Here is a 12,278-nt window from a genome sequence, read left to right as displayed (position 1 = left end):
GTATTCACCCCAGCAAACATACCGAGCGCACGCGACACGAAGCCGAGGTCGTGCCAAGTGAAAGTAGAGAGATAGAGGATAAATTTATGGAGAAACATTTACACGAGAATGGTCGTTATCCGGTGCGACGGGCTGACGGCTATGATGCGATCGGCTCAACCGAAACAAACGTTGCGGACGGCTTCACGATGGTGGCAGTTGGAGACCTCATCGTCTCGCGAGCGCTGACTAATGGCCACCATCCCGGCTTTGGCGACATTGTCAAGATTCTTTGTAATGCCGATGTTACATTCGGCAACATGGAAACCCTGATCTTCGATATCCGATCGTTCAAGGGAAGTCCGGAGGCTGAGCACGGCGGTGCGTATCACATCAGCGTACCGGAACTGGGACCTGATTTGAAGGCGATGGGGTTCAACATCGTCGGTCGCGCGAACAACCACACACTTGACTGGGGTCTTGAAGGCATGCGCGAGACGAGCCGGGTGCTGGATGAGAGCGGTATCGTCCATGCAGGTGCGGGCGAGAATCTCGCACAAGCTGGCGCCGCTCGCTTTTTGGAAACCGCACGCGGTCGCGCGGCATTGGTGTCATTGGCTACAACGTTCGCGCCTATGGCTCGAGCGTGCGATCCCGCTGGCGAGGCTCCCGGCAGACCAGGGCTTAATGCCCTTCGTTTGGCCCAAAGCATCGTCGTGCCGCCGGAGATGCTTGAGAGTTTGAGGCGGGTACGTGATGCGTTGCCAGGCTACAAGGCGGGCGAAACGGATCCAAGCCGGGTCATGGTCGGTGGGGCAACATATAAGACAGGCAACAAGGCCGGCTACAGCTACGAAGCAGACCAGCGCGATGTCGCCGACATTCTACGAAACGTTCGCCGGGGCAAGCAGTTTTCCGACTTCTGCATTGTCACGAACCACGCTCACGAGCCTGGGGGGTGGAGCCAGGAACCGGCTGATTACGAACAATCGTTTGCGCACCAAATAATTGATGCCGGAGCGGACGCATACGTCGGACACGGGCCGCATCTGTTGCGAGGCATCGAGATCTACAAGGGCCGCCCGATATTTTATAGCTTGGGGAATTTCTTTTACGACGACCTCCGGACGCCCGCCGGGGCGGACATGTTCGAAGCTTACGGAAAAGACCCACGAGTCGATACAGATGCCGAGGTGACAGTTGACGAGGAGGCGAAAGGGTACCCGATTGGGGAAGGGCTGTTCTATGCGGCGCTCTCGGCCCCAGTGTATTATGAGAGTGTTGTCACCGTCAGCCGCTTCGAACAGAACCACCTTGCTGAATTACGTCTTTATCCCATCGAGCTCGGTTTTTCGAATAGGTTTGCCAACCGGGGCGTCCCCCAGCTCGCCCCCACAACCCAAGCAAAAGCTATTCTGGAGCGCCTAAAGAACCTCTCGAAGCCATTTGGGACCGAGATCGTCATCGAGAACAACGTTGGAGTGATCAGATTGAGTCCGACTTCGCCGTGATTACTCGGCTGGGCTGCGGCATCTAGTTCTGTCCTCTATTCCGAACGCTCAGAGTCGGTCAATGGCTGATTCTGCGCATCAAAAGACTGCCCACGGCTGCGTGGATCATGGCTTCGGAGACGTCGATGCGTCGTTCGTGGTCGCGCACGAGGCGGCGCCTGTGTGTGAGCCAGCCGAAGGCTCGGCCTCGCGTCTCTTGTCCATAAGCCCAAAATCGCAATTCGATCGCGCAGGCAATCAACCGGACTCTTACGCGGCAGGGGGAGCCACACATGATAAAATCATCTGATTTTGCAAATGAACCTCGCCAGGACGAGCTTTCAAGCTTGGTTGCAAAAGAGGTCCAGCGCGTTCTGGCTCAGCACCAAGAGGTTATGAAGGGAAGGAGTTCAATCTCATCGCACGTGGGGAATGGCAATATCGCTGCTCCCGATTTGCTTTCGGATTGCGAACAAGCGATTCATGACGATTTGACAGCCTTGGCCTCCAAGTTTGTTCACGGGCTCGCAGCCGAAGCAGCGCGACGTTTCGATGCCAGCGCTCGCGAGACGCCACCGCTCACAGCGCAAACCAAAGGCGCGCATGGGTCCGCAGTTTTAAAAGGGCCTGATCAGCAAAGCAATAGCTTGCGCATTGAAGACTGGGCAGGCGCGGTTGCAGGGCCCACCTTTCTGGAAGAACACTTCGGCATACCGCGGTCGACATTGCATTGGTGGCAACGGCACAACGACGTGGTCGCATTGCGGAAGGGCGCGCGCAAGCATGTGTTTCCCTTAGCTCAGTTCATCGATGGCAGGCCAGCGCCAGGGATACGACAAGTGCTCTCCTTGATCGCCAATCCCAGACCGGCGTGGCTTTGGCTGACCTCCCCTTCACCTCGGCTTGATGGCCGAATTCCCATAGAGATGCTCCGGCAAGATCTGGCTGCAGAAGTCATCTGTGCTGCACGAGACTTTTCCTCAACATGAAGTCCAGCTGACGAAACCAGCTGCAAATCAGTGCACCGCGTTGCGAGCCTGTGAAAGCCCAATTGCGGGTCGCGCACGCCACTACGCACCTGAGCAATCTATTTTGCAATCTCGTGCAACCTGTACAGCCTGTGTTGTTTGTATAGTTTGCACGAATTGTACAGTATATATCTGATTGTACGTGACATAATCGCAACGGTTGTTATACATAGATCTGCGCTGCTCAGCATATACCTTGCATTATTCACAATCACGAATAGCGTCAAACTCCGAGGAAGCAGCGCGATGCGCACTTTTTCGATCGTGGGGATGGGGAGGGATGCTGTCTTTCGGCAATGAAGATGCCCTGGCCCTTTTTTTAATCTTTTGAGTGGAGATCAAAATGAATATCAAGAGCCTTCTTCTCGGCTCCGCTGCCGGCTTGGCCGCAGTCACCGGCGCACGCGCGGCCGATGCCATCACCGTCGCCGAGCCGGAACCCGCTGAATACGTCAAGATCTGCGACGTCTACGGCGCTGGCTACTTCTACATCCCCGGCACCGAAACCTGCCTGCGCATCGGTGGCTATGTCCGCTGGGACGCGTCAGCTGGCCAGGAAGGTTCGTTCAACGAACGTCGTGCTGTCGACCATGAGGACGGCAGCATCAACGATACCTGGCACAAGAAGGCCCGCCTCTCGCTGAGGACCTGGACTGGTCAGGAAACAGAGCTCGGGACCTTGAAGACCTACACTGAAACCAAATTCAACTACTCTGACGGCAGTAACAGCAGTTCCCTGAACTTTGCCTGGATTCAACTCGGCGGGCTGCGTGTCGGTAAAGACGAATCGGCCTTCGATACGTTCATCGGCTACGCCGGAGACGTCATCAACGATTCGCTGGTTCCTTATGGGGATTTCGACACCAACGTCGTCCAGTACTATTTCGACGCCGGCAACGGCTTCTCGGCCGTGGTCTCCCTCGAAGAAGGCTCTGGCGTGGTCGGTACGATCGACAGCTACGTTCCGCATGTCGTTGGCGGCGTGAAGTATACGCAGGGCTGGGGCGCCATCACTGGCGTCGTTGCTTATGACAGCAACTACGAAGAGGTGGCCGGCAAGGTTCGCTTGGACGTGACAGCGACCGAGGCGCTATCGCTATTCATTATGGCGGGCTACGGTACGGACGACAATCTCAACGACCCTACCTATGCGATCCCTGCCGGCGACCGCGGCTTCTACAAGCAGTGGGGCGGCAACTGGGCAATCTGGGGCGGCGGCACCTACACCGTCAACGAGAAGACTGCGTTCAACCTCCAGGTGTCATATGATGAGGCCAAAGAATTTGGCCTTGCGGCGAACGTCGCCTACAAGATCGTCCCGGGTCTCACGATCACGGCCGAAGTTGACTGGGCTCATAACGACCACGACAGCAATGGTTACAACTGGACCGGCATCCCCGCCGGCAAGAGCAACGCCGTCGGCGGCATCCTCCGCTTCCAACGGTCGTTCTGACGGATCGAAGGATTGGATCATAGCGCTCGTCGCATAAGATTGCGAGCGCTAGACTCGCTCGTCCAGCCGGGGTTGGCTTAGCGGGATACCCAAAAAGGCTTTCGGCGGCTCCTTCCAAAGTGCTTAGGTCCGCACCTCCGGGATCGAAGCCTGCCGCCGATGCGAAGGGCGCCCTTGACCAAGGCGCCCTTCAATCTAATGCACGTCGCTCAAAAGTGGCTTCGGTTTTGAGAAAACGACATGCATGGAAACAAAGGCTTGAAGCGCGTCGCATGAGTGCGTTTCGACGAGACGCGCTTTAGAGCGTCGAGCATGAGGCGAGCCCCGTTTCAGAGGCTATTGCGGTTGAGTTGCGGAGGGTCAGGTTGATCGTGGCTGGACCGGTGACGCCGGAGCGGTTGCAAGCAACGCCAGGAAGAAGGCAAACAAAAGCCTCAGCCAGTTGAGCAAGAGGCTGAAGACGATATGGGGCGAGCGGCGAGGGTGTGGCATCCTTCGGCGCTCCAAGAACATCCAGCAGAAGGAGCGTCTCCATGTCGCAATCTTTTGACGCGAGCCGGTCCCTTGCCGCTCTCAAACAGGATAACACGATCATCGCCGTCATCGAAATGAGCAAGGCGAAGTGGCGGGTCGCCGCGCTTGTTCGGGGTCTCAAGCGCCAGCCGCTCAAGAAGCTCGATGCCGACGCGCCAGCACTGTTGAAGCTGCTGCAGCGCTGGCGCGACGAAGCCGGCCGGGCCGGGCACACGGTCAAGCGGATCGCCGTCGCCTATGAGGCGGCGGCGGTGGTCCCGCCGTCGCGTTCGATGGATGACAACCTCGCGGCTCGCGTTAACCGGGCGCACACCTGAAGCACCTGCTTGACGATGTCGGGCGGGTTCTGTTCAACCTCGTCCGTGTGGCGGGCTCTCGCTTATGTGGCTTCGACAGTCGCAATGTCGACAGCGCCCCATCTGGCTTCTAGATGACAACAATATACAAATTGCGTTTGACGCAAGCCGCGTGGCGATTAAGCTTGATTAATGAACACACCTAAATGGCCATGTCGAATGCCCATAAGGTCCATAGTTTTGAAATAGCAGATGCCGGGTATCGAGATTTTCTTCGAACTGTAAGAAGGAAGCAAAGCCGAGCAACCTTCACCACGATATATTTGAGGTTTGTTGAAGGTACCGATTCAACAATAAATATTCAGAGAGATGAGATTAATGAACTCTGAGACAATGGGCTTTACACCAGCCGTAGAGCTGGCTGAACTTGTCAGAAGCAAAAAGATTTCGCCTGTGGAGTATATGCGCACGCTACTGGCTCGCATTACTGAGCTGGAGCCCAAGATAAACGCCTTCGCTTACTTAGCGGCAGATCACGCTATGGATGAGGCGAAAAAGGCGGAAGGCGCGCTGATGAGCGGTGGGCGGATCGGACGGTTGCACGGCGTGCCTGTCACGATCAAAGATCACTCGATCACCAAGGACATGCCGACACAGCACGGCAGCAAGATCTACGCCGGGCATCAGCCGACCGAGGATGCGCCGCTCGTCCAGCGCCTGCGCGCAGAGGGCGCGATCATCATCGGCAAGACCACCGTGCCTGAGATGGGCTGGACCGGCGTCTCGCGCAGCCCACTCACCGGCATTACGAGCAATCCGTGGAAGCTCGGCTACAACGCCGGCGCTTCATCGGCTGGCGCAGGCGCTGCGGCTGCGGCAGGCTACGGTCCGCTGCACCAAGGCAGCGACGGCGCAGGATCGATCCGCATGCCCGCGCATTTCTGCGGCATCTACGGATTGAAACCAAGTTTCGGGCGTATTCCGAACTATCCGGTCCCCGGCAGTGACATGACGACCCACAACGGGCCTATGACACGAACTGTGGCCGACGCCGCGCTGATGACTGAAGTCATGGCCGGTCCGCATTCTCTCGATCATACGACGCTGGAGGCGGGGCCTGCCAGCTATCTGGGCCGCATGCACGAAGGCATAAAGGGCAGGCGGATCGCCTACAGCCCCGATCTGGGTTTTGCCCGTGTCGATCCGGAAGTCGCGGAACTGGTGAAGGCCGCCGCGGCACGCTTTACCGAACTTGGTGCAGTTGTCGAGGAAGTACCCACCCCGTGGGCGAAGGACGGACCGGAACTGATCCGGTTCTTCTGGTCTGCGCACCTGACCGGCCTAGCACAATACCTCCCGAAATGGGAAGCGGAGATGGATCCTGGGCTCGTCGCTTGCATTAAGCACTCTGAGAACGTCTCCGTCGCGCGCTACCAGGAGATGCGCTATCGGAAGATGACCTACGTCGCGAACATCCATCGCTGGTTCCAAGATTGGGACTTGCTATTGACACCGTCCGCTTCAGTCGCCGCTTTCCAAGCCGACAAGCTGATGCCCGATCATTGGCCGACGCATGCTTGGGACTGGATCATGTGGGCGGAGTTCTCCTACCCGTTCAACATGTCATGGAACCCGGCTGCAAGCGTCCCGTGCGGCTTTACTCCGGCAGGCCTACCGGTGGGACTGCAGATCGTCGGCAAACGTTTCGACGATCTGGGCGTGTTGCAGGCCTCGGCGGCGTTCGAACAGCTGCAGCCTTGGAAGGACAAGCGTCCGCGGCTCTCAACCAAAAATATGTAACTTGCCCACTGTCGTCGTCCTTCGGGGGGCGGGGAGCGACACTCCACACTTTACCTTCGATCTCGACGCTGCAGGCTGAGCACGGGCACCTTGTTGTCCCCAAAGGCGCGGATTGCGGAAGCTTCGCTTCCGGTCTTCAGTCGCAATAAAGGGGAGGGACCCGCGCCTTCCTATCACAGGCGGATGTCATGGCAATGAATAGAAGTCTAGCCAGACACTTGAGGCGCTTCTCGTCTGACGAGCTGAAACCGCCCGCGGATGGAATCTTCGAACCTCGCTGCTCGGTGCTGGATAAAATGAAGCAGGGAGATCCCATAGGCATCCTTCATCCGATGGATACGCTGTCGGCTGGTTCCATTGATATTCGCGCGCGCGCCACGCTATCGGTTGCGGTATAAGATCCGGAGCATATGTCGACGCCGACGAGGGGGTGGCGCTCCTTGCGAGACCGCTCAAACGCTGAGGATCGGGGGCGCCTTGCCATTGAGTCAGCCAATCGATTGTGCAGCGGCGAGAAATTAAAAGACGCCGCACCTCCTCCGAGGCCACGGGCGGCTCAAAGTCAAATTCAGTCGGTCTTCGCTATCATCTAGAAGCGAGATGGATTAGATGCCGCAACGGCCATGACAGCCGCTCAGAATTCTCACGCTGCTTGCAAAAAGCTCATGAAGCGGCCAGCTCGTTCTGGTAACAAGACTGACAAGACTCGCTCCTCTCCATCCCGTCAGCCCATAACATCGAACACGCTCTCGCAGATCGGAACCCTGAGCGGCAATCCTCGTCGCCGTCGCTGATCTCAAGACGCCCGAATCCTGCAGCGTCCGGGGAAGCTGTTGCCTTGCTCGGCTCTTTGGGCGCGCCATCACCACTTTCTGCAAAGCATAGCGCGATCGGTCGCCATCTGGTGCAAGCGCTAGTACGGGGAGTACACCCGTAAAGTCAACGGTGGGGAAAATAAGGGGCCGACTGCTCGGGTTTCCGAGCAAGGCTTGTTGGCCGCTCGATCAAAAGGGTCATTTGAGGTGGAAGCTCTCCTTTGTGTATTTGGAGGACCCGTTCGTCCAGTTCCTTGTCTGCTTCCGTGAGGCGATGGTTCAGGCGAAGATAGTCTGTCCAGGTCGGCGTGCGGAATGTTTCTATCCACTGCACAGGCTTCTGAAGATTGCGCTGCAGGGTCCATTGCCGAGCACCGACGCGGGTCTGCACATGCCGGCGCTCGCGCATGAGGTCCAGGAAAGCCTCGACGTTCTCTTCATGGATCAGATATTCGACCTTGACCACGATCGGGCCGCTTCTCGGCTTCAAATTGAGAGCGACAGCTGGGGCGTCGAATTCCTCCAAAGGATCGGGCTCGGACTCCCGGCGCTCGCGAAGAGGAAACAGCACGCCGGCTGCGGCGACGAGCAACAAAGCACCAGCGGAGCCCTCCAGCGCCCAGGTCAGGGAATGGTTCTGGGAAACCGTGCCCCATACCCAGCTTCCGGCAGCGATGCCGCCATCTATCAATGCATAGTAGATCGAGATGGTGCGTCCCACGACCCAGCGCGGGCTCGCCAGCTGCACGCTCACGCCAACGCCGGACCAGGCGGTGACCCAGCCCGCGCCGCCCAAGGCGAGTGCAAGTGCCGCCACCGCAATGGAAGAGGTCAGTGCCAGGGAAAGGGAGCATGCCGCGCAGGCGACGCACGCGAGCCTCATCAACCGTTCCTGCGATAAGCTCCGTCTGAATGTGCCGTTGGCGAGGCCGGCGAAGACGGCGCCTGTCCCGAAACCGGCCATCAGCGTGCCATAGGCGAGCGGTCCTCCCCCCAAATGATCGCGGACAGCCAGCGGCAGCAGTGCGAGTATGGCGATGCTCGCCAGGCCAAAGATGGTTCCGCGCGCGATCGCCGCCTTGATCTCAGATGACATCGCCGTGAAGCGCAGCCCGTCATAAATCGCCGTTTTCATCGACTCACGCGGGAGAGGTGAAGAGCGAACCTTCCACTTGCAGCGCCATACGGTGCCTAGCGGGACTAAATAGGTGAGGGTGGTCACTGTGAAGGCCGCCAGAAGCCCGAAGGAGGCAACCACGATGCCGCCGAGCGCCGGGCCCACGGTCCGCACAGTGTTGAAGCCGACGGAGAGCAGGGTCACGGCAGCCGGAACATCGCGGCGGTCTACGATATCGCCAACCGAAGCTTGCCAGGCGGGATCGTGGAGAGCGCCGCCGCATGCGATCAAAAAGCTGAAGCCGAGGATCATCCACGGACTGACAAAGCCCAGCGCCACAAAAGCGGCCAGCGCCACAGAGGCTATCACCATAAGGCAGCGGCCGGCGAACATGACCCCGCGACGGCTGTAATTGTCGGCGAGAGCGCCAGCGAACACGGACAAGATGAAAGCGGGCAAGTTCGATGAAGCCTGCACCAGCGCCACCATCAGATCGGAAGTCGAGATCGTCGCCATCAACCAGCTGATGGCGACAGTCTGCATCAACCAGCCGAGAGAAGACACCTGGGTGGCGAGCCAGATCGAACGAAAGGTCGGGTTTCTAAGCGGCGCAAATGTCGCCGGCGAACCTGCGCCCTCGTCTGCTCCCGCCATCCTGCGCATATTTCGGAGCGCCGCCTCTCGTCTTACGTATAGACTCGCCTGCGCGGAAGATGTGCAGGCGCAAACTGCCGCCATTTTGCAATTTCATTCCAGTCCAAGATTGATCAACTGCTGGCTTGCGTCAAATGCAGTATCCATAGCTGGGTCATCTAGCGGCGAGATGGCCCTAAGCTCCGCTTGCCGGCCCTACTGGGCGGCATGATCAGCGCCCTCGTCGCCCGCAAAGTCCGTCCGCACTGTCGGTTGACCCGCGCCAGCGGCTCGGCACATTGCGCCGAAGCGGCCCCTCAAGCCTCGCAGCTCATCGCCCGGCCCTGGACGTCTTCGTATAGGCCCAGACCCTGAACCTGCCTATCAATCTGCAAGAGGGGATCGGCATCGCCTTCATCTTCATCTCGCACAAGCTCGGCGTCTTGGAGCAACGGGCACCGCTCATAATGTCCGCCAGGATAAACCGCGGTAGCAGGCGATATGCTTCTTAGCCCTCGATCGGTGATGAAACGCTCCAGTATCTGCCCAAGCTTGACAAGATCCCTGAGGGGCTGGCCCGTGTGGCGGGCAAGCAGGCTGGCGGCCATTGGGTGTAGGCGGGGGAGCCAGCTATTCATCACGGTTCCCGTCTGAACATCGTGCAGCCACCAAGCCAGGCGGCGGCCATCTAAAAACGCGATGGCACCATCTGGGACATTATATTGGCTAATTGAACACCGCGTGGCGCATACTTCCAGAGCAGCAAAACGCGCATCAGCGATCGTAAACCCGGCGCCAGGTCGCCTGAATACTAGCAATAGGTTGAACAATGAGCGAAGCACCGCATCTTACCTTTGATAGCGATATGCCCGGCGTGAGCAGGGGGCATCTTGTTGTCCCGGGAGGTGCCGACCGCGGGGAGCTTTCGCTCCCTGTCTTCAGTCTCAATAGAGGAGAGGGGCCGCGCCTTCTTGTCACCGGCGGAAATCATGGCAATGAACTGGAGGGGCCGCTTGTCGCGCGACGGCTTATCGAGTGGCTGCCAGAAGCGCAAACCTGTGGAAGGGTCATCGTCCTACCGATGCTCAATCCATTAGCCGTGCAGGCATGGAGCCGCAATACTCCGCTCGACGGGTTGAATCTCAATCGCGTGTTTCCGGGCCGCGCCGGCGGGTCAGTGACCGAACGAATCGCGGATGCGGTTTCGCGCATTTTGTTGCCAATGGCCGACACGGTATTTGATCTGCACAGCTTCGGACCAACGTGGGATTTTCCACCGGCCGCCACGACGCACCCGATTGCCGATCTCGATCTCATGGCCAGGACGGTGAGAATGGCGGAAGCGTTCAAATTGCCCTTGACATTGGTCTGGGAATACAACGACACGGTTGGAATGTTCGATATCGTGGCCCAAAACCAAGGGAAGGTATTTGTTTGCGCTGAATTTGGCGGCGGCACGGTCGGCGCGGACAATCTCGCGATTTACGAGGCTGGAGTGCGCAACGCGCTCATCGCGCTCGGGCTGGTCGAGGGTAAGGCCGAGTATCCAACGTTCCGTCAACAGAAGTCCGGCCAAACACTCGAAACGCATCCGTCCGACGAGTTGAAATCGCCCGCACCGGGCATCTTCGAACCTCGCGCGTCGGTGTTGGATGAAGTGAAGCAGGGAGATCTCATAGGCATCCTGCATCCGATGGATTCTCTGTCCGTTGAATCCATTGACATCCGCGCGCCTGGAACAGCCATCGTCTTCGCCATACGATCGGGGGGGCATGTCGGCGTCAACGAATGGGTAGCGGCCGTTGCGCGCCCCCTGCGCCTCGAGTGCCACTAGCAGAACGAAATTTAATCCCCTCAGAATGAATCGAGTGACTGAATTGCAAATCAAAGACGTCCTCCTCACGCTTGGCAATGGCGCATTTTTCTATGACGACCAGGCTGCTATCAGGGCCGGGGCCTCGCAGGATGCTTTCATCTATGTTGGCGAACCGGTAACGCCCGGGTTTACATCCATTCGCGTTCCAGCATCGTCGCTCAGCGTCGGGCTTGTCCTCTCCGACGACACCGTTGTTTGGGGCGACATGATGGGCGTTCAGTACTCTGGTGCTGGCGGACGCGATCCATTGTTTGAAACTTCTCAAATCTCGGATTTGACCTCCCGGGTCGTGGCGCCTCGGCTTCTGGATGTTGATGTATCTCGTTACCTTGTGGCCTGCGCGAAGGTTCTCGAGCCTCACGAACATAAGCGGCTACCTCTCGCGATTGAGTATGGCGTCAGCCAGGCCCTGCTTCGAGCCGCGGCCTACCTCCAGCGCGCCACCATGGCAGAGGTTGTATGCGCTGAATTTGACTTGCCGCTGCCGACGCGCAGGGTCCCGATCTACTGCCAGAGCGGCGATGCTCGCGAAATCAATGTCGACAAGATGATTCTGAAGGCCGTGGATGTGCTTCCCCACGGCCTGATCAACTCACGGCAGAAATTCGGAATCAACGGCCAGACCTTCATGGAGTTCGTGAAGTGGGTTGCAAGGCGTACGCGCGAAATCGGCTGCCCGGGGTATCATCCGGTGCTGCATTTCGATGTGTATGGCTGGATCGGCCAGGAAATCGGCCTTGAGCCGCAAAACATCGCGGACTTTATCTGCCAGGTTGCAAATACCGTCCCGGATTTCACGCTAAACATCGAGTCCCCAGCGGATTTCGGTTCGACGCAGGCACAAATTGAGAACTATGCCAAGATCGTATCGATATTGGACAACCGGGGTTCCAATGCCCGTATTGTTGTGGACGAGCGATGCAACATGCTCGAGGATATCCGGCTCTTTGCCGAAGCAAAGGCCGCCCATCTCGTCCAAATCAAGACCCCCGATGTTGGCTCAATTGCCGACACGGCACGTGCCGTTCTTATTTGTAAGGAGAACCAAGTTGGAGCGTATGTCGGGGGGAGCTGTACCGAGACGGATCTCTCCGCCCAAGCTTCTGTCCACGTATCGGTCGCGACCCAGGCCGACATGATGCTCGCAAAGCCCGGTATGGGTGTCGACGAAGCATTTTCAATCGTTGGGAATGAACAAAATCGGCTGCTTGCGATGCTGAACCGTCGTCGGGCTCAAAACGAAAACGTTGGATGAAA

Annotated in this window: 8 protein-coding genes and 1 pseudogene; 7 read left to right on the top strand and 2 right to left on the bottom strand. The window is 58.3% G+C overall.

Annotated features, from left to right (window positions below; genetic code table 11):
* The first annotated feature begins 86 nt into the window (after window positions 1–86).
* The gene (locus EB235_RS32765; RefSeq protein ID WP_027033307.1) at window positions 87–1,490 is read left to right on the top strand and encodes a CapA family protein; all 1,404 of its coding nucleotides are present in this window, start codon (window positions 87–89) and stop codon (window positions 1,488–1,490) included.
* Window positions 1,491–1,548: 58 nt separating this feature from the next.
* Here EB235_RS32765 and EB235_RS34970 read toward each other — a convergent pair.
* Window positions 1,549–1,674 (bottom strand): annotated as a pseudogene (locus EB235_RS34970) (IS5/IS1182 family transposase); the annotation flags it as partial.
* An 88-nt stretch (window positions 1,675–1,762) separates the two neighbouring features.
* On the opposite strand from EB235_RS34970, the gene EB235_RS32760 reads away from it, so the two are divergent.
* From EB235_RS32760 to EB235_RS32745, 4 genes are all read left to right on the top strand, one after another.
* Window positions 1,763–2,458, top strand: a complete 696-nt coding sequence (locus EB235_RS32760) for an antitoxin Xre/MbcA/ParS toxin-binding domain-containing protein (protein WP_080680404.1) — start codon at window positions 1,763–1,765, stop codon at window positions 2,456–2,458.
* A gap of 382 nt (window positions 2,459–2,840) precedes the next feature.
* Window positions 2,841–3,950 (top strand): porin, encoded by a 1,110-nt coding sequence (locus tag EB235_RS32755; protein WP_027033308.1) that lies wholly within the window; start codon window positions 2,841–2,843, stop codon window positions 3,948–3,950.
* 533 nt (window positions 3,951–4,483) lie between these two features.
* Complete coding sequence (locus EB235_RS32750; RefSeq protein WP_027033309.1) at window positions 4,484–4,801, top strand: hypothetical protein; 318 nt, start codon at window positions 4,484–4,486, stop codon at window positions 4,799–4,801.
* A gap of 441 nt (window positions 4,802–5,242) precedes the next feature.
* Window positions 5,243–6,580: an amidase gene (locus tag EB235_RS32745; protein WP_246741406.1), complete on the top strand. Its 1,338-nt coding sequence runs from the start codon at window positions 5,243–5,245 to the stop codon at window positions 6,578–6,580.
* A gap of 939 nt (window positions 6,581–7,519) precedes the next feature.
* Here the strand turns inward: EB235_RS32745 and EB235_RS32740 are convergent.
* Entirely contained in the window at window positions 7,520–9,175 is a 1,656-nt protein-coding gene (locus EB235_RS32740) for an MFS transporter (protein WP_027062888.1), read from the bottom strand.
* 799 nt (window positions 9,176–9,974) lie between these two features.
* Here EB235_RS32740 and EB235_RS32735 point away from each other — a divergent pair.
* Both EB235_RS32735 and EB235_RS32730 read left to right on the top strand, forming a co-directional pair.
* Window positions 9,975–10,979 carry a succinylglutamate desuccinylase/aspartoacylase family protein gene (locus EB235_RS32735; RefSeq protein ID WP_027033314.1) on the top strand — a complete coding sequence of 335 codons (1,005 nt, stop codon included), beginning with the start codon at window positions 9,975–9,977 and terminating at the stop codon, window positions 10,977–10,979.
* A 43-nt stretch (window positions 10,980–11,022) separates the two neighbouring features.
* The gene (locus tag EB235_RS32730) at window positions 11,023–12,276 is read left to right on the top strand and encodes a methylaspartate ammonia-lyase (protein ID WP_027033315.1); all 1,254 of its coding nucleotides are present in this window, start codon (window positions 11,023–11,025) and stop codon (window positions 12,274–12,276) included.
* Window positions 12,277–12,278: the final 2 nt, after the last annotated feature.

Source organism: Mesorhizobium loti R88b (assembly GCF_013170845.1).
Classification (GTDB): domain Bacteria; phylum Pseudomonadota; class Alphaproteobacteria; order Rhizobiales; family Rhizobiaceae; genus Mesorhizobium; species Mesorhizobium loti_B.
This window is presented reverse-complemented; position numbering and strand designations above follow the sequence as displayed.

Bases quoted from the DNA above. Each gene is read 5' to 3' on its own strand.
- EB235_RS32765 (WP_027033307.1), top strand. From the start codon at position 87: ATGGAGAAACATTTACACGAGAATGGTCGTTATCCGGTGCGACGGGCT.
- EB235_RS32760 (WP_080680404.1), top strand. From the start codon at position 1,763: ATGATAAAATCATCTGATTTTGCAAATGAACCTCGCCAGGACGAGCTT.
- EB235_RS32755 (WP_027033308.1), top strand. From the start codon at position 2,841: ATGAATATCAAGAGCCTTCTTCTCGGCTCCGCTGCCGGCTTGGCCGCA.
- EB235_RS32750 (WP_027033309.1), top strand. From the start codon at position 4,484: ATGTCGCAATCTTTTGACGCGAGCCGGTCCCTTGCCGCTCTCAAACAG.
- EB235_RS32745 (WP_246741406.1), top strand. From the start codon at position 5,243: ATGCGCACGCTACTGGCTCGCATTACTGAGCTGGAGCCCAAGATAAAC.
- EB235_RS32740 (WP_027062888.1), bottom strand. From the start codon at position 9,175: ATGCGCAGGATGGCGGGAGCAGACGAGGGCGCAGGTTCGCCGGCGACA.
- EB235_RS32735 (WP_027033314.1), top strand. From the start codon at position 9,975: ATGAGCGAAGCACCGCATCTTACCTTTGATAGCGATATGCCCGGCGTG.